Source organism: Paludibaculum fermentans, assembly GCF_015277775.1.
GTDB classification, from domain to species: domain Bacteria; phylum Acidobacteriota; class Terriglobia; order Bryobacterales; family Bryobacteraceae; genus Paludibaculum; species Paludibaculum fermentans.
The window spans coordinates 5,552,279-5,572,168 of the sequence record NZ_CP063849.1 but is presented as its reverse complement, the minus strand read 5'-3'; the positions used below and the strand labels follow the sequence as shown (position 1 = coordinate 5,572,168).

At 64.2% G+C, this 19,890-nt stretch carries 15 protein-coding genes and 1 tRNA gene; 8 read left to right on the top strand and 8 right to left on the bottom strand.

Going from position 1 to position 19,890, the window contains the following annotated elements:
• Positions 1 to 117: 117 nt before the first annotated feature.
• The 3 genes from IRI77_RS21915 to IRI77_RS21905 form a co-directional block, all read right to left on the bottom strand.
• Entirely contained in the window at positions 118 to 2,304 is a 2,187-nt protein-coding gene (locus tag IRI77_RS21915; protein WP_194447148.1) for a ligand-binding sensor domain-containing protein, read from the bottom strand.
• Between the two features lie 19 nt (positions 2,305 to 2,323).
• Positions 2,324 to 4,207 (bottom strand): hypothetical protein, encoded by a 1,884-nt coding sequence (locus tag IRI77_RS21910; RefSeq protein ID WP_194447147.1) that lies wholly within the window; start codon positions 4,205 to 4,207, stop codon positions 2,324 to 2,326.
• Positions 4,208 to 4,474: 267 nt separating this feature from the next.
• Entirely contained in the window at positions 4,475 to 4,897 is a 423-nt protein-coding gene (locus IRI77_RS21905; RefSeq protein ID WP_194447146.1) for a bacteriohemerythrin, read from the bottom strand.
• A gap of 222 nt (positions 4,898 to 5,119) precedes the next feature.
• On the opposite strand from IRI77_RS21905, the gene IRI77_RS21900 reads away from it, so the two are divergent.
• The 5 genes from IRI77_RS21900 to IRI77_RS21880 all read left to right on the top strand — a co-directional run bounded on the left by IRI77_RS21900 (position 5,120) and on the right by IRI77_RS21880 (position 9,377).
• Positions 5,120 to 5,208, top strand: a tRNA-Leu gene (locus tag IRI77_RS21900).
• 155 nt (positions 5,209 to 5,363) lie between these two features.
• Positions 5,364 to 6,929, top strand: a complete 1,566-nt coding sequence (locus tag IRI77_RS21895; RefSeq protein WP_194447145.1) for an alpha-N-arabinofuranosidase — start codon at positions 5,364 to 5,366, stop codon at positions 6,927 to 6,929.
• A gap of 43 nt (positions 6,930 to 6,972) precedes the next feature.
• The gene (locus IRI77_RS21890; RefSeq protein ID WP_194447144.1) at positions 6,973 to 7,704 is read left to right on the top strand and encodes an SDR family oxidoreductase; all 732 of its coding nucleotides are present in this window, start codon (positions 6,973 to 6,975) and stop codon (positions 7,702 to 7,704) included.
• A 103-nt stretch (positions 7,705 to 7,807) separates the two neighbouring features.
• Positions 7,808 to 8,353, top strand: a complete 546-nt coding sequence (locus IRI77_RS21885) for a hypothetical protein (protein ID WP_194447143.1) — start codon at positions 7,808 to 7,810, stop codon at positions 8,351 to 8,353.
• Between the two features lie 151 nt (positions 8,354 to 8,504).
• Entirely contained in the window at positions 8,505 to 9,377 is an 873-nt protein-coding gene (locus IRI77_RS21880; protein WP_194447142.1) for a sugar phosphate isomerase/epimerase family protein, read from the top strand.
• On the opposite strand, the gene IRI77_RS21875 is transcribed toward IRI77_RS21880, so the two are convergent.
• Together IRI77_RS21875 and IRI77_RS21870 are read right to left on the bottom strand one after the other, a co-directional pair.
• Positions 9,351 to 9,887, bottom strand: a complete 537-nt coding sequence (locus IRI77_RS21875; RefSeq protein ID WP_194447141.1) for a GNAT family N-acetyltransferase — start codon at positions 9,885 to 9,887, stop codon at positions 9,351 to 9,353. The genes IRI77_RS21880 and IRI77_RS21875 overlap by 27 nt on opposite strands.
• A 3-nt stretch (positions 9,888 to 9,890) precedes the next feature.
• On the bottom strand, positions 9,891 to 12,809 hold the full coding sequence (locus IRI77_RS21870) for an alpha/beta hydrolase family protein (protein ID WP_194447140.1): 2,919 nt from the start codon (positions 12,807 to 12,809) through the stop codon (positions 9,891 to 9,893).
• A 106-nt stretch (positions 12,810 to 12,915) separates the two neighbouring features.
• Here IRI77_RS21870 and IRI77_RS21865 point away from each other — a divergent pair, with 106 nt between their 5' ends.
• Both IRI77_RS21865 and IRI77_RS21860 read left to right on the top strand, forming a co-directional pair.
• Positions 12,916 to 14,223 (top strand): citrate synthase, encoded by a 1,308-nt coding sequence (locus tag IRI77_RS21865; protein ID WP_194447139.1) that lies wholly within the window; start codon positions 12,916 to 12,918, stop codon positions 14,221 to 14,223.
• A 54-nt stretch (positions 14,224 to 14,277) separates the two neighbouring features.
• Entirely contained in the window at positions 14,278 to 15,453 is a 1,176-nt protein-coding gene (locus IRI77_RS21860) for an ankyrin repeat domain-containing protein (RefSeq protein ID WP_194447138.1), read from the top strand.
• Between the two features lie 53 nt (positions 15,454 to 15,506).
• Here the strand turns inward: IRI77_RS21860 and IRI77_RS21855 are convergent, their stop codons facing one another.
• Positions 15,507 to 16,364, bottom strand: coding sequence for a hypothetical protein (locus IRI77_RS21855; RefSeq protein ID WP_194447137.1), 858 nt, complete (start codon positions 16,362 to 16,364; stop codon positions 15,507 to 15,509).
• A 43-nt stretch (positions 16,365 to 16,407) separates the two neighbouring features.
• On the opposite strand from IRI77_RS21855, the gene IRI77_RS21850 reads away from it, so the two are divergent.
• On the top strand, positions 16,408 to 17,910 hold the full coding sequence (locus IRI77_RS21850) for a hybrid sensor histidine kinase/response regulator (protein ID WP_194447136.1): 1,503 nt from the start codon (positions 16,408 to 16,410) through the stop codon (positions 17,908 to 17,910).
• A 15-nt stretch (positions 17,911 to 17,925) separates the two neighbouring features.
• On the opposite strand, the gene IRI77_RS21845 is transcribed toward IRI77_RS21850, so the two are convergent.
• Complete coding sequence (locus tag IRI77_RS21845; protein ID WP_194447135.1) at positions 17,926 to 18,600, bottom strand: sensor histidine kinase; 675 nt, start codon at positions 18,598 to 18,600, stop codon at positions 17,926 to 17,928.
• The gene (aroA, locus tag IRI77_RS21840; protein WP_194447134.1) at positions 18,597 to 19,877 is read right to left on the bottom strand and encodes a 3-phosphoshikimate 1-carboxyvinyltransferase; all 1,281 of its coding nucleotides are present in this window, start codon (positions 19,875 to 19,877) and stop codon (positions 18,597 to 18,599) included. Before aroA ends, IRI77_RS21845 begins: the two co-directional genes overlap by 4 nt.
• Positions 19,878 to 19,890 lie beyond the last annotated feature (13 nt).

Genomic DNA, 19,890 nt, shown 5'->3' with positions numbered 1-19,890 from the left:
CCAATCTGAAATTTCAGACTTCAGTGGGCGCACCCGTCCAACCCGACGCTCAGAAAGCAAAACCGCCGGCGCTGAGGGCACCGGCGGCAGCCAAACGTCGGACTTGTGGAAGCGAGCTTAGTGGATCGTCACCTTGCGCACGGCCAGGTTGTCGTTCTCATCCGCGACCTTCACGGCCACGGTGAATTCCGTCCCCGCCGGCTTCTCCGCCTCGAGATTGTACTCGTGGGCGGGCGAGTCCGTGATCTGCGTCGTCGGCTTGGCCGAGATCCACTCGCCGCCGTTCACCGAATACTCGGCGAACTGCAGTGAGTTCAGTGCGTCAGTCGCCTTGAATTGGATCCGCAGCTTGCCGCCGTCGACCCGGGCCGTCAAGCCTTCGATCTGCGGCGGTGTGTTGTCGATGACGAACTCCTCGCTCTCCATCACCGTGGTGAGTCCCTGCCCCGGATAGTTGTCCGTATCGTCCGTGGCCGTCACCCGCAGCTGGTAGCGCCCATCCGCGAAGGCCGTCGAATCCCAGTTCAGCCGAGCGTCTTTCACCTTCTCCTTCAGCAGCTTCCATTCGCGCTCTTCCGCGCCGCGGATCTCCACCTTGTACTCCAGCGTGTCCCCGTTGGCATCGTGGGCACGCCAGCGTGCGCCCAGGGTTCCTTTTTCAAAACTCAGTGTGGCTGCACCCGCGCCGGTGTCCGTCGCTGAGGAAGAAGACGGCCGCCGCGACTGGCCAATCGGGGGCAGCGAGAGAGAGGAGGACGCCGTCAGCGAGGAAGACGAGGTCGGGAACTTGTAGTTTGCCGGAGTCACTTCCACCGCCTCCAACACCGGAGCCACGTTCTTCGCCTGATACGCGGCCTCCACCAACTTCAGCACCGGCGACCGTCCATCGGGAGCAGCGGTCAGCGTCGCGCGCCAACCCAGGAACCGCGCCGGCGGGGCTGACACTCGCGAACCCGCCGCGGCATCCACCGCAGCCCACGGGCTCCAATTCTTCTCGGCGCGATCCAGGTTGCCGCTGTGGGCTTCCACGCTGATCTTGCCGCCATTCAGCTCCGACTCATTCCGTAGCCGGCCCCAATAGGTGAAGCTGCCCGCGTCGAAGAGTTCGCTCTCGATGCTGCCGGTCCGCTCGAGCGTCGGTCCCAGTTGGAACACCTTGGCCGGGTTCGCGGTCACCGCAATCACGGCGCCGCCTGGACCCGCAGCCATCGCCGTCACCTGCTGCGGTTCGCTATCCACCAGCCGCGTGAACGTGAAATCGGTATCGATGCGATAGATGCGGCCCATGTTGCCCGTACCGGCCAGCAGCTTTCCATTCTTATCGAAAGCCAGCGCATAGACGGTGAGCAGGGAGTTCGACCAGATCCGCCGCGGCTCGCCATCGGCCGCAATCCGGTAGATTTCGCTGTTGCCCGGAGCCGAGGCGACTCCGATGCTTGGTGGCGCGGCCGCCTGGGGGCGGGCTCCACCGCCAATCTGGATCTGGACGCCTCCACCCGCCGCGGCCGCTGCTGCCGGTGCAGGCGCCGGAGCAACCGGTGTAACCATCGGGACGGCCGACCGCGTGCCGGAAGCAGCCGCATAGATCGCGCCATCCTGGCCGGCCACCACCGCCGTCACTTCCCGCTTCGACGTCTGGTACAAAACGAAGCCAGTGCCATCCGGACCCACGCGCAACACCAGGCCGCCCGGTTCCGTGCCCGCGATCAGGTTGCCCTTGCTGTCCATCGCCAGCGACCGCACATGCGTCTCGCCGGCGTCGAAGAACACGGTGGCTTTCCCATCCGTCCCAATCTTCTGGATCTGGCCCGGATTGCCCGTGGCCGCATAGAAACCGCCGCCTGCCGCGGGCACCAACGCCCACACATAGCCCGCTTTGAGGGTGGAGAAGAGCGTCGACTTACCATCGCTCTCGATACGGTAGATCTTCGCCTCGGGCGAGACCGCGGCATACACGTCGTTCTTCGTGCCCGCGGCCAGAGCGTAGACGGCGCCGCCTTCCAGCGTGGCCAGCGTCCGCCCCTTGCCCTGCGCATTGATGGCGAACACCTTGCCGTCGGCGCCCCCCGCGAACACTTCCCCTTTTCCGTTGGCGACGGCGCACCACAGGTGTGGCACACCGGCATCAAAGATCTCTTTCCACGTCGGCGCCAGGCTCAGCCGGCCCTCGCTCGAGAGTGCCAGCCCTTTCAGCTTGCCCTTCTCAAACTCCGCCGATTCACTCTGCGTCCAGGTCTTCGTCTCAACGGCAAACGCAGAGACAGCGGCCAGCGCCGCGGGCAATATCCAGAATCTGATCTTCATGTGTTCGTTCTGAGGCTTTCTACTTCACCGTGAAGCGCAGAGCGGCGTTGCCGCTGACAACCTGATCGAGCGGAATCGATTCCACCAGGTGCGCTGTTTCCGCGGTCGCCGCCATCGGGCGTCCGCCCCTTCCGGACTGCATTACATTCAACACCGAGGTCGGTACATCGGCCAGCGCCCGGTCGTCGGCATAAACCGTCGGCCGCGGATCCACCAGCGAGACATACAGCTTATCGTTTGACCGTTCCTGATTGATCAGCGACACCGTCTGCGTCAGGTCGAGTGTCCGGTTCGACATGCCCGCCATGAGTTGCGTGCGGTTCAGCGTGTCGGAGTCGCTCAAAAGCAGCCGGTGATCGCCGCGCGTGATGCTCTCAGGCACCTTCACCTTGAACTCGCGCAGCACACGCTCGCCGCGCCATGGCCGTAACGCCACTTTGCCCGTCAACTCACCGCCCGGCGAGATATCTGAGTTGTCCAGCCAGGCGCTCTCCACGGTCGTCACCCTGCGCTCCGCCTGCATCTCTACCACGAGTTCCACATGCTTTACCTTCGGAATCTCGCGCGGGTTCGAGAACAACCGGCTGAACTTCTCGGCCCACCAGGAACCCAGCTGCATCGGAGCGGGCATGGGGCCGTCCCCACTCACCACCATCGTGCTGGCCTGCAGCGTCTCCAGGCCGTCGAACTCCACCTTCCCCTCGAGCTTGAACGTCGCGTCATCCGCCGCCGACGAGTTGATGTCGTTGAGCGTATTGAACGTCGTCAGCATCATCAGGAACGGGGTCCACTTTGGGTGAATGAACGCATCGAAGTGGTACTTCTTCTCGATCACCGGGCCGCCCGGCACAGGCTGCACCCGCACCTTCAAATCCACCGGAATCGTCGTGGCCGCCGCGCCCAGTTCCCCCATGATGCCCGAGTGCCGGTCCTGATGCAGCGCTCCGGCGATCTCGGTGGCATTCGCGAACTTGTTCGGCTGGAAGGCGGAACTCAGCACCATCAGCACTTCGCCCTTGCTCATCGGCATGCTCAGCGGACCCAGGTTGAAGAAGCTGTGTCCGAAGCCCAGCACCCGCTTGCCGTCGTTATAAGTGACCGTGCCCAGGCCGGTGATGCTCATGTCACCGGAAACCAGCACGCCCGCGATCGCTTCGCCCGGCTGCAGGGCGTCTTTCCACCCGGCGGCTGGCTTCGAGGAGGTCACGGCGCCGGCAGCGCCGCCCTGGACAGCGGTGATCCCCATCTGGTCAAAGTACGGTTTGAACTCGCGCAGCGTCGCTTCGTTGAAGCCGCTGAAGGTCAGCGGCGTGTCGATCTGCACCAGGCGCGCGGATGGATCCAGCAGCGATGCCGGCGGGGTCAGTTCCGCGCGCGCCGTGGGTTGCTGCGGCGACTTCGGATTCGATGGCCGGGTCTCGTCGATCGAGTTGATCTCCAGCATCTGCTCAATCGGGGTGATTCCGCAGATGGCGTCCGGCGAGAACACACTGATGCGCAGGGCAATGGCGCCCACCAGCTTTCCATCAATATAGACAGGGCTGCCGCTCATGCCGCCGGCTACGTTCGTTTTAGCCGCCTTGCCGCCCAACTTGGCGAGAATCACGTCCTGCCGCGGACCCCAGGCGTTCTTCCATGGACCAATGATCTCCACCGGAATCGCTTCAGGCACTGTGCCCTGGAACACAGTCCAGGCCACGCCTTGCATGCCCGCCTTCACTTCCGAGGCGCGCATAATGGCCACAGGGCCGGCTTTCGGCCGGTCCATGATCGTCTTCGGCAGCGTGGGCGCCTCGCCGTAAGGCGAGTGGACCGATGTGGCTCGAACGGGTGGCGCACTCTGCGCCCAGACCGGGATAACCAGTGACACGGCGCACAGAATCGCCGCGCAGCTCTGCTTCATGTGGGGTGGGTCCCTTTCCAGGCAATGTCGGATACTTTCATTATCCGTTACATTGGACGTCGGCGGAGGTCGATCCGGTATCTCCAAACTTTGACTACCAGAGGACTGGTACGTCCTGCTCGCAGCGGTGGAGTTACCCGATGTCGATTCGCTGGGCGGCGGATGGCCGCTCCATCAGAGCATCGCGTCAGGAACCCCGCAAGGCCTGTCCACGTAAGGGACCCCAAAAACCGGTCAGGCCGGAGGCAACTGCCTACGATCGCGCGCTTATTTGCCCAGCGCCGCCACCATGTGCGCCGAGTAGGCCCGGTCTTCCTGCATGATGTGCCGGGTGAGCCAGTCTCTCAGGAAGTCCATCACACTCACCGACATCGTGATCGAGGCGGAATTGTAATCCGCTCGGAACTGGCCCAGCTTCGACTCGAAACTACGGTGTTGGGCCTCCTGCGTCAGCATCTTCGGATACGCATGGCGCCTCAGCAAATCCTCTTCAAAGGAGAAGTGGTACTTCGCATACTCCTCCAGGTCTACCAGGACCGAGTTGATCACGTTCTTACCCTGGCCCTGGAGCATTGCGTCCTGCAGCCTGTTGATGATCTCGACCAGGCGCTTGTGTTGCGCATCGATCTCAGGCACTTGAACGGAATAGGCGTCTTTCCAGGGAAACCAGGTTGTGGCTTGTGCTTGCATTGTCTTCACATCGGCGCGACATGTAAGGAACATGACCCAAATGAGGATATTAAGTTCTTAATCAAGTAGTTGTCTTTAGATGGGTAAATCGAGTGGCTCCGTGCCGCCGGCGCCGGCCAGGGCAGCTGCCTTTCGCGAGGTTTCCAGGCATCCTCCACAGTTTTCGCTACACTGGAAGCGAAGAGTTCTGCACTTCGTCAGTAAGTCCTTTCTTTTCAGCATGCCCGGGTGGCGAAACTGGCAGACGCAACGGACTTAAAATCCGTTGACCCGAAAGGGTCGTGCGGGTTCGATCCCCGCCCCGGGCACCATCCTCCCTCTCCCTCAGCCATTCCCGGCGACACGCGCCGCAATCCGCTGGAAGCCCTTTCAGAGAACCCCGCCTTCGCCCGTTCGGAACCCCGTGCACCTGCCCTGCTTTCTCGATAGAATACCCAGGAATCTTCGCAGTCCTTCTGGAGGCCCTATGTTTCGTGCCCGGCACCTGGCGCTTACCGCCCTCGCCCTGACCCTCTCGCTTGCCCACGCCCAAAGCCCTCAGGCTCGCATCAAGATCGATACAGACCGCAAAGTCGGCGAAGTCCACCCCAACATGTTCGGCAACTTCGCCGAACACCTCGGCCGCTGCATCTATGGCGGCATCTACGAGGAAGGCAGCCCCCTTTCCGATGCAAGCGGTTTCAGAAAAGACGTCATGGAGGCCACCAAAAACCTCGGCGTCTCCCTCCTCCGCTGGCCCGGCGGCAACTTCGCCTCCGGCTACAACTGGAAGGACGGCATCGGGCCCAAGGATCAGCGGCCCGTCCGCCCCGATCACGCCTGGGGCGACCTCGACTCCAACCGCTTCGGCACCGACGAGTTCCTCCAATACTGCGAACGCCTCGGCGTCACCCCCTACATCTGCATTAACGCCGGCTATGGCACCGTGAACGAAGCCCGCGAGTGGGTGGAGTACGTCAACGAAGCCCGCAGCACCTACTGGGCCGACCAGCGCCGCAAGAACGGCCGCGACAAGCCCTATGGCGTCAAAATCTGGGGTCTCGGCAACGAGATCGACGGACCCTGGCAGCTCGGCCACAAGAACGCCGAAGACTACTCCAAGTTCGCCCTCGAAGCGGCTAAAGCCATGCGCCGCGTCGACTCCTCCATCCAGTTGATCGCCAGCGGCTCCTCCAACTTCGGACCCAACGCCGACTGGATCGCCTGGAATCGCGAGATCCTCCAGAACCTGCGCAGCGAAATCGACTACATCTCGCTACACACCTATATCGGCAATCGCGAGAACAACTTCGAGCGCTTCCTCGCCACCTCCCAGGATCTCGACGAACGCATCGAAGTCGTCGCCGGTCTCATCCAGGCCGCTCAGTCCGGGCAGCGCAACCCCCGCCCCATCTACATCGCCTACGACGAGTGGAACGTCTGGTATCGCGCCCGCGGCAACACCGAGTTCGCCACCGGCTCCACCCGTCTCGAGGAGATCTACAACTACGAGGACGCCCTCGCCATGGGCATGTTCTTCAACTCGTTCATCCGCCGCGCCGACGTCGTCAAGATGGCCAACCTCGCCCAGCTCGTGAACGTCATCGCCCCCATCTTCACCAACAAGCAGGGCCTCTTCCTCCAGCCCATCTACTTCCCCATCGCGGAATACGGCAAACAGCGCAATAACATGTCGCTCAACGCCCTGGTCACTTCGCCCACCTACACGCCCGCCCCGGGCCGCAAGCCTCTCGGCTACCTCGACGTCTCCGTCACTCACAACACGAAGGAAAACGCCCTCTACGTCAATGTGCTGAACCGCAGCGAGAAGCTCGACATTGCTACCCGCCTCGATAACGTGGAAGGCGCCATCCAGTCCGCCGTCGGCGTCTGGACCATGAACTACGACGACCTCAAGGCCACCCACACCTTCGGAGCCGATAAGAAGATCGTGCCCGCCAACTCCACTTACACCGCCAAGGTCGAGAAGAACGGCTTCACCTACACCTTCCCGAAACACTCCCTCACCATTCTCAAAGTGAAGCTCCAGTAGCGGACCACGCCCGGACCACGCGTCCGGGCGCTATCCTGCTTGCATGTCCTTACAGCGTTTGAGCGGGAAGACCGCGATCGTCACCGGCGCGGCGCGCGGCATCGGGCGCGCCATTGCCTCCAGCCTCGCCTCCGAAGGCGCCAGGGTCGTCGTCAACTACACCCGCTCCGCCGCCGAAGCGGAAGCCCTCGCGGCCGAAATCGGCGGCCTCGCCATCCAGGCCGACGTCTCCGTTGTAGCCGACATCCGCCGCCTCTTCGAAACCGCCGAAGCCGCTCTCGGCCCCCTCGATATCCTCGTCAACAATGCCGGAGTCGCCAGCTTCCAGCCCGTGGCGCAATCCACAGAGGAGCAGTACGACCATATCTTCTCAGTGAATGCCCGGGGCACCTATTTCTGCTGCCGCGAAGCCGCCCTCCGCCTGCGCAACGGCGGCCGCATCGTCTCCATCTCCACCGGAGCCACGGTCTCCAGCCCCGCCGGCAGCGCCATCTACTCCGGCAGCAAAGCCGCGGTCGAGCAACTCACCCGCGCCCTGGCCCGCGAACTCGGCCCCCGGAGCATCACCGTGAATACCGTCTCCCCCGGCTTCACCGACACCGACATGTTGAACCAGTTCCCCACGCTGGTCGGCATCGCCGCCGGCATGTCGCCTCTCGGGCGCGTAGGCCAACCCGCCGACGTGGCCGAAGTCGTAGCCTGGCTTTGCACCAGCGAAGCCCGCTGGGTGACCGGCCAGAACCTCCAGGCCGGCGGCGGCGCCAGCATGGTCTAGCAGCCGTCATTCCTCATTGGGAGGGCGGACGCCCTCGTCCGCAGCCGACCCCCAGGTCGGCTCCTCACGCACCCACCCCCCCGAGGTGTAGGATGAAGCCGTCATGCCGAGCGTCACTCTATTGCGCGGAGCCGTCGCGGCGGGCGAGGGCGTCGTCCGACTGGCCCCAAACTTCGCCGATAACGGCGAACGCTGGATCGCCTCCATCTCCGAGCCTCATCTCAGCTGCATCGCCATCGGCGCCCGCCGCATCCCCCTGCGCGACGCCTTCGACAAACTCCGCGACTGGTACCTCGGCGCGCAAGCCCCCGACTGGAACGTGCTCGCCCGCTGGAGCAACGGCGACCTCACCCTCCAACCCCTCGACGACGTCGAACTTGGACCCGTCTCGGATCAATGGATGCTCGGACCCGGCGAATCCGGCCACCTCCAGTACAAAGGACCCGTCGTCCTCCTCTGCCTCCGCGGCCAGGGCCTCGTCTCCAAGGTCGAAATCCAATCGCCCCATGCCCTGCATGACGGCAAACTGACACCCGACGAAGTCTTCATCACCGGCGAACGCGCCCGCCGCGGCCTCGACATTCGCAATACCAGCGAGAAGGACCCCCTCGAACTCCTCCGCATCTACTCCGAGGACCCCGCCGCATGAACCGATGCGATAAGCTCGAAGGCACTCTATGAAAGCCAACGTCATCCCCGCCTCCTGGGGCGTAGGCCGCTTCAATAGCCCGTTCGAACCCTGTGCGGGCCGGCCCCGCCAGGCTGCATTCAGCTACCACCCATCCTAAGGACCCCGCTTTATGAAATTCGGCATCAATACTCTCCTCTGGACCGCCGCGTTTGATCTGGATCATCTGCCCCTGCTGGCAAAGATCAAGTCCTGGGGCTTTGACGGCGTGGAGGTCGCTCGCTTCGCTTTCGATGGATTCCCGGCGCGCCTCATCCGCGAAGCCGCGCACAACGAAGGCCTGGAAGTTACGTTCTGCTCCGCCCTCACCGGCGACGTCAGCCTCATCAGCGACGATCCCTCCATCCGCGACCGCGCCCGCGACTTCATGAAACGCGGCATCGAGACCGCCGCGGAAATCGGCTCCCCGGTCTTTGTCGGCCCCTACCTGTCGCCTGTAGGCTATCTGCCCGGCCGGCGCCGCACCGAAGACGAGTGGAAGCGGGGCGTCGACGAGCTCAAAGCCCTGGCCCCCACCCTGCGCGCCCACGACGTCACCCTGGCGGTGGAGCCCCTCAACCGCTTCGAGACTTACGTGCTCAATACCGCCGCCGATGCAGCGAAGCTCTGCGCCGAAGTCCACGACCCCTACATCGGCATCCTCTTCGATACGTTCCATTCGAATATCGAAGACAAACACGCCGGCGACGCCATCCGCGGACTAGGCCAGCACGTCGCTCATGTCCACACCTGTGAGAACGATCGCGGCATCCCCGGCACCGGCAATGTGGAATGGACCGGCGTCTTCGCCGCCCTGCGCGACACCGGCTACGACGACTGGTGCGTCATCGAGAGCTTTGGCTCCCGCGTAACGGAAATCGCCGCGGCCGCCTGCATCTGGCGCGACCTCGCCCCAACGGTCGACTCCATCGCCAGCGAAGGCGTAGCGTTTCTGCGAGAGGCCGCCGGCCAGGCCATCTCAACCACCGCTGCCCGCGCGGTCTAGTTCCGCCGCCAGCCACTCCTCGCGAGTAGTCGTATACACAACATGCTCAAGGCCGGCGTGCACCCGCCGGCCCTGGTAGTGGAGTCCGATCCGCTGCATCACCCGCTGCGAAGCGATATTCTCGGGCAGCGTTATGGAAATCACATTCGAGAGCCCGACCCGTTCAAACGCATCCCGCAGTGCCGCCCGTCCGCCCTCCGTTGCATATCCATGCCCCCAATGCACCGGCGCCAGCCACCACCCGATCTCCAGTTCCTCCATGCCAGCCAGGCGGCCCACCCCCGCAAACCCAATCGTCTCTCGAGTATCCTTGAGCTCCAGCCGCCAGCGGCACAAGCCCAACTCGGCATACAGCGCCACCTGCCGGGCCACACCGGCCTGAATCTGCTCCGCCGTCATCGGTGTCCCGCCGGTGATGTACCTCATCACCAGCGGATCCGTGGCCAGCGGCTCCAATAGCCACTCGTCCCCTTCTCGCCAAGGCAGCAGCAGTAGACGCTCGGTCTCCATGGCTCAGCGCTGGTCCGTCAGCTTCTCAAACCGTTCTTTCTCTTCTTCCCGCTCGATGAACGGAATCCCCTTCTCCATCCATTCCGGTTTGTCCGCGTCTTTCAGGAAGTGATCGAAGAACTGCTGCATGCGGATCGCGTAGTCCTTCTGGTCCGGTCTCCGCCGCAGGCCGTGCAGTTCACCGTTGTAGTTCATCAGGTACGCTTCCTTGCCCGTCCGCCGCAGCGCCAGGAAGAATTCGATGCCCTGGTACCACGGCACCGCGTCGTCGTTGTCGTCGTGCAGGATCAGCATCGGCGTCTCCACCCGCTTCACCTGGAAGATGGGCGAATTCTCGATATACAGCAGCGGGTTGTCGTACAGCGACGGCCCGATGCGGCTCTGCGTCTTCTCATACTGGAACTGCCGCGGCATGCCGCTGCCCCACCGGATCCCGCTATACGCCGACGTCATGTTGCCCACCGGAGCCCCGGCCTCCGCCGCCCGGAACCGGTTCGTCTGCGTCACCATATACGCGATCTGGTACCCGCCCCAGCTATGCCCCTGGATCCCGATCCGCTTCTCGTCGATGAACCCGAGATCCACCACCGACTGGATTGCCGGCAGCACGCACTTCAGCGCGCTCTGGCCAGGATGCCCCACCGAGTACACGATGTCCGGAGTCAGAATCACATACCCCTGCGACGTGTACTGGCTGAAGTTGATGCTGTGGCCCGGCCGCGGTTCCACGAACGCGTGCACGCCCTGCGACAGCTTCTCGTAGATGTACACGATCATCGGGTACTTCTTCTTCGGGTCGAAGTTCGCCGGCTTGTACAGCGCCGCCCGCAGCGGCACACCATCCACGTTCTTGTACGACACCAGCTCACCCTGGCCCCACAAAAACGGCTCCATCTGCGCCGCGCCGTTGCTCACCTTCCTCGGAGCGGCGAAGCTGGCGTTCGTCAACTGCAGGTCAGGGAACTCATCGAAGCGCGATGCCGTGATCAGTACGACATCGGCGTCCTTCGCCCGTGTGGCGAACCGGTAGTTCTTCGCACCCCACAACAGCCGCTGCGGCGCGCCCGTGCCCGTCACGCGGTAGAACCCGCTCTCCCGGGTCTCTTCACTCTCAGCCCGGAACGTGAACGGCTTCGTCGCGTCCTGGCCCCGGTCCTCACTCTCGTCCACCGCATCCACTCGCTGGATGCGGAACTGGATCTTCGCCTTCCGCCCCTCGCCCGACGTCAGGTTCCGCGCCGGCCGCCCGTCCACGAAAACCTGCCACACGTCGTACTGGTCGTTCACGAAGAAACTCTGGCTGTCCTTGGCCCACCCGGAGTGCCCATACGAGCCCGGCGGGTTCGGCGTGTCGTCTTCTTCGTCAAAGAACGCCACGCCCAAAGACGAACTCACGTTCTTCGAAGCCCCCTCCGGCAACGTCATCACGTGCCACGCCTTGGCATTGTAGTAGAACGCGTGCTTGCCATCCGGAGCAATCTGCAGCACTCCACCGCCCGGCCCGCCGCCCCCCGGCAACTGCCGCAGCATCAGCTTCCGCTGGCCGCTGTTGCCATTCACCAGGTACACATCCTGATACGTCGAGTCGTAGTCGATCATCCGCCGCCAGGCCCGGTCGTCCAGCCCCAGGGCCAGCAGGCCGTCATCCGTCGGCAGCACCGTCTGCATCGCAGGCGTCGCCAACTGGACATACTTCTTCGCCGCGATGTCGTACACCCCGCGATAGGTCCGGTTCCGCTCCTGGGTCGCCCGCACCTTCTGCATCGGCTGCACCAGGTCATCGTTCCAGCGCCACAGGTCCATCAGGACCTTCTCATCGTTCGGCGCCGCCTCCTCCGCCGGCTTCTCGGCCTTCGGCGGAGCCGCCACCGGCACATACAGCCGCTTCCCGTCGCGCGAAAAAGTCACCGCGCCCTTGTCGCTCACCACCATGCCCGCCGGCAGCCCGGCCGTCTGCGCGTTTACCACTTCCACTGCCTTGCCGGCCGACCCGTCCCAAAGCATCGCGCTCTTCTCAAACAGGAACGCCAGCTTGTCCTGCTCCCGGCTCCACGCAATCTTGGAGTACTTGCCCTTGCCAGACGCCAGCGCCGCCGGAGCCCCCTCCGCCGTGGTCGCCACCGCATAGACCCCGTTCTCCTCTTCTTTCTTCGAAGAAACGGCGTACACCAACGTCTTCCCATCCCGTGCAATCGTGTACTCCGACGCGTTCGCAAACGTCCGCTCGCCGCCCTCGGCCTTCGTCAGGTTGCGCAACACCAGCTCCGTCCCGAACTCCTTCTTGCCGCCCGCCGCTCCGCGTCCAGCCGCTCCACGAGCCTGATCCTCGCCGTCCCCGTCCTGCTCCGTAGTCTTCACCGCATCGGTCGGCTTCACCGGCACCGCGGGCTCTTTCAGGTATGCCAGCCAGGGTCCACCCTTCTCGGGCACCTGGAAGCTCTTCACGTTCTCGACACGCACCGCCTCGCCGCCGCCCAGCTTCAGGATCAGCAGCCCCTGCTTCGGCATCTCTTCGGCCTTCTTCTTCGCCTTCCTGGCCTGCTCGGTCGCCGCCTTGGCGGGATAGGTCTGCGCGATCAGGTACTGCCCATCGCTGGTGAAGCTCATCTTCACCGTACGCGGCGGCGGCGGCGTCTCCACATCCACCGGGACGATCGCCGGAGGAGGCAGCGCACCCACACTCTGCCGCCATTCCTTGCCTGTCGCGAGCTCGCGGACAACCAGGTCCCCGTCTCCATCCTGCGGCATGTACGCGTACGCCAGAAACTTCCCGTCACGCGACAGCGTCTGGCCGGTGATCGACCGCCAGGCATCGAAATCCTTGTGCAGAATGGGCCGTTTCGCTTGCGCGAAGCCCAATGCGGCACAGAAAAGCGTGAGAGTGAACACACGAGGGGCGAGGGACCTGAAACGTGCAGCCATGTGACGGATTATATGGCTTTTGCGTCATGCTGCGCGTCCGAAACATCTGATGAGCTAGAATTGTCGTTGTTTCACCCCGGCACTAATTCTCGTTAGCGGTAGCCCTATGCCTGACACCCTCTCTATTACAGACAACCGAACCGGTAAGACCTACGAAGTTCCGATCGAGGATGGAACGATCAAAGCCCTGGATCTGCGCAAGATCAAGACCGACGAGGAAGACTTCGGTCTGATGGCCTACGACCCCGGCTTCATGAACACCGCCGCCTGCAAAAGCCGGATCACGTTCATCGACGGCGACAAGGGCATTCTGCGCTACCGCGGCTACCCCATCGAGCAGCTAGCCGAGCAGAGCGACTTCCTCGAGGTGGCTTACCTCCTCTACTTCGGAGAATTGCCCACCCGCTCCCAGCTCGATGACTTCAAGCGGACGGTGCTCAGCCACACCATCATCCACGAGCAGACCAAGAAGTTTATCGACGGCTTCCGCCACGACTCGCACCCCATGGGCGCCTTCCTCTCCACCGTGGCCGCCCTCTCCACCTTCTACCGCGAAGTCAAAAACATCTTCGACGCCCAGAACCGCGTCATCCAGTTCGAACGCATGGTGGCCAAGATGCCCACCATCGCCGCCTTCTGCCACCGCCACTCCATCGGCATGCCGTTCGCGTACCCCGATAACGACCTCAGCTACGCCGGCAACTTCCTGAACATGATGTTCAAGGGCACCGAAACGAAGTTCAAGCCCAACCCCGTGCTGGAACGCGCCATGGATGTCCTCTTCATCCTGCACGCCGACCACGAGCAGAACTGCTCCACCACGACGATGCGCGGCATCGGCTCCAGCCACTGCGACCCCTTCACCGCCCTCGCCGGCGCAGCCGCCGCCCTCTACGGCCCGCTCCACGGCGGCGCCAACGAAGCCGTCCTCAAGATGCTGGTCGAAATCGGCTCCAAGGATCGTGTCCCCGAGTTCATCCGCCGCGTCAAGGCCGGCGAAGGCCAGCGCCTCATGGGCTTCGGCCACCGCGTCTACAAGAACTACGACCCCCGCGCCAAGATCATTAAGAAGGTGGCCTTTGAAGTCTTCGAAGTCACCGGTCGCAACCCGCTGCTCGACATCGCCCTCGAACTCGAGCGCATCGCCCTCGAAGACGACTACTTCGTCGGCCGCAAGCTCTACCCCAACGTCGACTTCTACTCCGGCCTCATCTACCAGGCCATGGGCTTCCCCACCGAGATGTTCCCCGTCCTCTTCGCCATCCCCCGTACGCCGGGCTGGCTGTCGCAGTGGGAAGAACAGATCCTCGATCCGGAACAGCGCATCGTCCGCCCGCGCCAGGTCTACCTCGGCTACGACGAACGCGAGTACGTCCCCATGGCGATTCGCGAAGAATCCACGCAAGCCGTTTAGGACTACGATCGAATTGAGGCGGTGCCACCCGCGGCGCCGCCTCCCGGTCTACCCATGATCGCCCCCCTGCTGCTGGCTCTCCTCTGTTGTTCCGACCTCCACACAGCCGCTCGCAGCGGAGACATCGAAACGGTAGGTACCCTCCTCTCCAAGGGCGCTGATCCCAACGCCTACGACACCCTGGGCGGAACCCCCCTTCACGACGCAGCCTGGAGCGGCGAATCCGCCATCGTCGAACTCCTCATCAGCTACAAAGCCAACGTCAACGCCCGCCACAAAGAAGCCGGCTCCACCCCTCTCCACTACGCCGTCCTCATGAACCGCCAGCCGGTCGTCGAAATCCTGCTCAAAAACGGGGCCGACCTCAACGCGGCCTACAAGAACGGCGCCACCGCCCTCCATCTCGCCGCCAACCGCGGCCACCTCGAACTGGTCCAACTCCTGCTCGACAAGGGCGCCAACGTGAACATTCGCGACGCCAGCGGCTCCACGCCCCTCGACGAAGCCGCCTGGAAGGGCCATGCCGACGTAGCCAAGCTCCTGCTCGACCGCGGCGCCAGGGTCAACATCCGCAGCGAGGAGACCGGCCAGACCCCCCTCCACGAGGCCGCCGTCAAAGGCCACTCGGACGTCGTCGAAGTCCTGCTCGCCGCCGGAGCCGACGTGAACGCCCGCGACAACTCCAACGCCACCCCCATGGACGAGGCTCTGCGCTACAAACACACCCGGGTGATGGAACTGCTCTCGGCCAAGGGCGCGCCCCTCAGCATGGAGCGCCAGCTCCGCGAGGCGGTCCTGCGAGGCCAAACGGACGTCGTGGCCATGATGCTCTCACTCGGGGCGAACCCGAAACCCCTGCTCTCCGACGCCGCCCTGAAAGGCCATCGCCAGATCGTGGAACTTCTCATCGAGCACGGCGCCGACGTGAACGCCGTCACCCCCGCCGGTTCCACCGCCCTTCACGATGCGGCCCTGGCCGGCCAGAAATCCGTAGTGGAACTCCTCCTGGAAAAGGGAGCGAAGCTGGATGTCCCGGATACCGACAGCGGCTCCACCCCGCTGCACGTAGCGGCCAGTTGGGGCCGTCTGGAGGTGGTGCAGGTTCTCCTGGCCAAAGGCGCCAACCCCCGTCTCCGCAACAAAGCCGGCCGCACGCCCCTGGAACTGGCCCGCGCCGGAGGCTTCACCGACGCCGCCGCCCTCCTGGAAACCGCTCTCAAGCCCAAATAGCACTTCGTCCCAAACCGTTGGGTTCTGGGTTCGAGACCAGTGGAACAAACCGGTTAAGGTTTCGATTGGTCCGGGGACTCTCCAGCCGGCAGCAGGCGGCTATCGGTCTGGAACTTGCGATAGTCCTTCCAAGTCACCTCGACATCCGCCCGCAGCTTCTTGATGAGACCGAGGCGGGCGTCGAGATGGGTCACCGCATACACGGGCAGCCAGACCTCGGCATTGATCCGCGCCTGGCGGAAAGTGAGCTTGGCGCCCGGATCCAGGCGCGCCAACACCCAACCGAACGAAACGGGGGCAATGGTCTCCGCTTCCACCCGCACCCACTGGTATTCCGCCTGGTCCACCCAGATGCGGCCCTTGAACTTGGTGAGCAGTTCCCAGCGCTTGGCCTTGCCTTTGAAGCCCGGGCGGGGCTGGGCGTCGATGATCCAGGCCGGATGGCCGTCCACCCAGTCTGTGCCCGCGAGTGTGAGTTGAAAGGCATCCGGGATCTCAGCCAGGAAGGCGCGGCTCTCCTGGCGGCGTTTTTCCTCCTCGGCCAGCCTCTTCCGGCGTTGATCCGGATTCTCGTCCTGCCGCTTCTTCAGCTCTTTGTCGAACTCCTGCTGCGCTTTGGCCGCCTCTCTGTCCGAAAGCGGCTTGTCGTTGTGGGCGATCTTGCGGCTGTAGGGCCGTTCGCCGATCATAATGACATCAAAGGTATCGGATTCCGTGTTCTTGACCTTACCCTTTGAGTCAAGGTCCCGTTTTTCCGCGCGCTGTGTGTAGGTGTAGTCCTTGGCCCGGACATTGTTGAGGCGGTCGCGGTCGAGGCTGCGGCGCAGGATGGCGGACGGATCCGCGGCCGCGTTCTGCGCGAAAACCAGCGCGGCTGGGACGAAGAGAAGACAAATCAGGCAGGATTTCATACGACTAACTGGGATAGACTAATCCGTTAACCTTAGCGATGCAATGAAGATCCAATGGCCCATCCCGATCGATGAAGCCGGGCGCGCCCTGCGAAAAAGGGCTGAGTCCCTGGGCTACGTGTCGGTTCCGGACGGTGTCCTGGTTTCGCCGGAAGAGCCCGGGCTCGTGCTGCACGTGATCTGCCCGCGCGGTCCGTTGGACCAGGCCGGCGAGGCGGTTCGGGCGGTGCGCCAGATGCTGGCCGTGGACGCGGTGCTGCTGGCGGCCGGCGAGTGGGTGGAACCGGCGGAGATCGGAACCCTGCTGGCGGCGGGTGCTGACGATTACATTGCCCTCAATTGCGAGACGCGCGAACTGGCGGTGAGGTTGCTGGCACTGCGGTTGCGGGTGGAAGGCGGAGGCCGCGCCCAAACGCCGCTGGAAGAGCGTCTGCGCAGCGCACAGCGGCTGGAAACGCTGGGTTCCCTGGCGGGCGTGCTGGCGCACGACTACAACAACCTGCTGGCGGCCATCCAGGGCAATGCCCAGCTCGCTTTGATGGACCGGTCGATCACCGAAGCAGTGAAGTACAGCCTGGCTCAGATCGACACCGCCGCCCAGCGCGCCGGCGACATGACGAAGCAGATGCTCGCCTATGCGAGCAACCGCGATGCCGGCAAGACAAGGACGCTGAACCTGAACCAGATCCTCCGGGAGATGACGGAGCTCCTGCGGGTCTCCGTGCCCCATGGCTGCACTTTCAAGTACAGCTTGGCCCGCAATGCGCCTCCGGTTGCCGGCAGGGCGGCGGAGCTGCGCCAACTGATTCTCAACCTCGCGTGGAACGCCTGTGAATCGCAGGGCGGGATGGGTGGCGAGGTGAAGATCCGCACCGGATTCGACGAGAGTGCGCAACCGGCCCTGGTCACGCTGGAAGTGGAGGACGACGGTCCCGGGATCTCCGCGGAGGACCGCTTACGGATTTTCGACCCCCAGTTCAGCACCAAAGGAGGCCAGCGTGGGCTGGGACTCGCGGCGGCGCGCGTGATCGCAGAGTCGCACGGCGGGTCGCTGGATGTCGTTTCCACCCCCGGCTCCGGTGCCTGTTTCCGCTTCACGATGCCTCCCATTCCGGGTTGGCACATGCAGACACACTCGTCCGCTGGACTGGACGCCGAGGAGCAACTGAACGCCACCTTGCTCCTGATCGACGACGAGCCGGCCGTACGCGAAGTGGCCGAGAAGATGCTCCGCCGGGTAGGGCATACCGTCTTCGTGACAGACAGCTACGCCGAGGGGTGGTCCCTCTGCGAGCAGATCGGCGCGGCCCTGGATGTGGTGATCCTGGATCTGAGCCTGCCGGGCCTGGACCCGAAAGAGCTGGTCCGGCGGATCCGGTCGGCGTTCCCGCGGATGCAGATCGTCGTTTGGAGCGGGGCGGAGGAATCCGCCGTCCACGCGAAGCTGGCCGGAGCCGAGCCGTATCACCTGCTGCCCAAGCAGCCCCGCATGAACGATTTCGTGGCGTCCATCCAGGATCTGCTGCGCGCAGCGAAAAAGGCCTGACAGGCGGAGCGAGGCTCAGGCGACGGGCGCGGTGATCGTGAAAAGCGCTCCGGCGGAGTCCTTTCGATTCTCGGCCTTCACGCTACCGCCGCACTGCTGTGTGATGGTGTGCACAATATGGAGCCCCAGGCCGCCGTGTTTGCTGCGAGTGGAGAAGCGCGGCTTGAAGATCTTGCCCAGGATGGCGTCGGGAATGCCCGGCCCGTTGTCTGAGACGCGCAACTCCACTGAGCCATCGGCCGCCTGGGCGACGACCTCGATCTCCCCTCCGCCATTCTCCTTCATCGCCTGGGCCGCGTTCAGGAACAGGTTCATGAAGACACGCTCCCAGTCGCTGGGCTCCCCCTGCAGGCGGATGCCGGCGGGCACCTTGCGAATCACCTTTACCTTGGTGCCCGGCAGGTGGGTGAGGAAGTCCTGCAGGAACGTGGCGGCGCGCTCCACCACGAGATCGAGCTCCGGGCCCGAGCGGCTCTGGTCGACATAGAGGCCGACGATGCGGCGGCCCCGGTCGACACTGCGATGAATGGCCTGGGCCAGCGCGCGCGACTGCGGATCACCGGAGACGAGCTCCGCCGCCTCGGAGATGGTCTCGAACACATTGTTGAGATCGTGGACCAGTCCGGCCAGTGTCAGGTCTGGAGTAGGATTCGGATCATCCACCACGGAGGGCTCCGCCGCGCGGCTCAAGAAATGATCCCTCGCAGTGTACTCCAGAATTCGGGGAAACTCACCGACGCCGCTTCCGATCCATTGATAGCCACAGGGCCGTCGGCGCGCAAAGAGGCAACGGCGAACGCCATGGCGATGCGGTGGTCGTGATAGCTCTCCACTTCCGCCGAGTGGAACGTCTGGCCGCCGGGGATGTAGAACCCGTCCGGGGTGGTTTCGATGGTCACCCCCATCTTGCGCAGGTTGGTGGCGACCGTCTCGATCCGGTCGGACTCCTTGATGCGGAGCTCGGAAGCATCGCGCACCGTCAGGCCTTCCGAACTGACGGCGCCCAGGATGGCCAGCACCGGGATCTCGTCGATCAGGGCCGCGGCCCACTGCTTCTCGATCAGGCCGCCCTTGAGCTGGGAACCCTGCACCAGCAGGTCGCCGCGCGGCTCGCCGTTGCTCATGCGCATGTCGAGGATCTTGACGTCGACGCCCGTGGAGACCAGGAACTCGATCAACGTTGCGCGCGTCGGGTTCAGGCCCACGTCCTGCAGCACGAGCTTGGAGCCGGGCACAATCGCGCCCGCGACGAGGAAGAAGGCGGCGGAGGAGATATCCCCAGGGACGGTGAGTTCGCGGGCTTCCAGGCGGGCTGGCCCTTTGACGCGCGCCCAGCCGCGGCCGGTCTCGATGTCGACCCCGAACTCGCGCAGCGCCACTTCGGTGTGGTCCCGCGTGGTGGCGGATTCGTGGACCGTGGTTTCGCCGTTCGCGGTCAGCCCCGCGAGCAGCACGCAGCTCTTCACCTGTGCGCTGGCGACGGGCAGGGTGTAGTCAATCGGCTGCAAGTCCGCGCCCTGGATCTCCAGCGGCGGAAACTTGCCGTCGCGGGCGGTCAGCGTGGCGCCCATCTGGGTGAGCGGGCCCATGATGCGCTGCATGGGGCGCTGCGACAGGCTCTCGTCGCCGATCAGCCGGCTGGTGAAGGGCTGCCCGGCCAGCAGGCCGGAGATCATGCGGATCGTGGAGCCGGAGTTGCCCGCGTCCAGGTCGGTGGCCGGAGCCTGCCAGCCGTGGATGCCGCGGCCGTGGACCTTCACCTGGCGGCCGTCGATCTCGACCTCGATGCCGAGGGAGCGGACGCAGCCCAGCGTGGAATGGCAGTCGGCGCCGGAAGAGTAGTTGTGAATCGTGGAGACGCCTTCGGCGACCGCCGCCAGCATGCCGTAACGATGCGAGATGGACTTGTCGCCGGGCAGGCGGACTGTGCCTTCCAGGGCGCCGCCCGGGGTGATGATTTCTCTCATAAGTGTGTCTTTC

Bases quoted from the DNA above. Each gene is read 5' to 3' on its own strand.
- IRI77_RS21905 (WP_194447146.1), bottom strand. From the start codon at position 4,897: ATGCAAGCACAAGCCACAACCTGGTTTCCCTGGAAAGACGCCTATTCC.
- IRI77_RS21875 (WP_194447141.1), bottom strand. From the start codon at position 9,887: ATGGAGACCGAGCGTCTACTGCTGCTGCCTTGGCGAGAAGGGGACGAG.
- IRI77_RS21915 (WP_194447148.1), bottom strand. From the start codon at position 2,304: ATGAAGATCAGATTCTGGATATTGCCCGCGGCGCTGGCCGCTGTCTCT.
- IRI77_RS21850 (WP_194447136.1), top strand. From the start codon at position 16,408: ATGAAGATCCAATGGCCCATCCCGATCGATGAAGCCGGGCGCGCCCTG.
- IRI77_RS21895 (WP_194447145.1), top strand. From the start codon at position 5,364: ATGTTTCGTGCCCGGCACCTGGCGCTTACCGCCCTCGCCCTGACCCTC.
- IRI77_RS21885 (WP_194447143.1), top strand. From the start codon at position 7,808: ATGCCGAGCGTCACTCTATTGCGCGGAGCCGTCGCGGCGGGCGAGGGC.
- aroA (WP_194447134.1), bottom strand. From the start codon at position 19,877: ATGAGAGAAATCATCACCCCGGGCGGCGCCCTGGAAGGCACAGTCCGC.
- IRI77_RS21880 (WP_194447142.1), top strand. From the start codon at position 8,505: ATGAAATTCGGCATCAATACTCTCCTCTGGACCGCCGCGTTTGATCTG.
- IRI77_RS21870 (WP_194447140.1), bottom strand. From the start codon at position 12,809: ATGGCTGCACGTTTCAGGTCCCTCGCCCCTCGTGTGTTCACTCTCACG.
- IRI77_RS21860 (WP_194447138.1), top strand. From the start codon at position 14,278: ATGATCGCCCCCCTGCTGCTGGCTCTCCTCTGTTGTTCCGACCTCCAC.
- IRI77_RS21855 (WP_194447137.1), bottom strand. From the start codon at position 16,364: ATGAAATCCTGCCTGATTTGTCTTCTCTTCGTCCCAGCCGCGCTGGTT.
- IRI77_RS21910 (WP_194447147.1), bottom strand. From the start codon at position 4,207: ATGAAGCAGAGCTGCGCGGCGATTCTGTGCGCCGTGTCACTGGTTATC.
- IRI77_RS21865 (WP_194447139.1), top strand. From the start codon at position 12,916: ATGCCTGACACCCTCTCTATTACAGACAACCGAACCGGTAAGACCTAC.
- IRI77_RS21890 (WP_194447144.1), top strand. From the start codon at position 6,973: ATGTCCTTACAGCGTTTGAGCGGGAAGACCGCGATCGTCACCGGCGCG.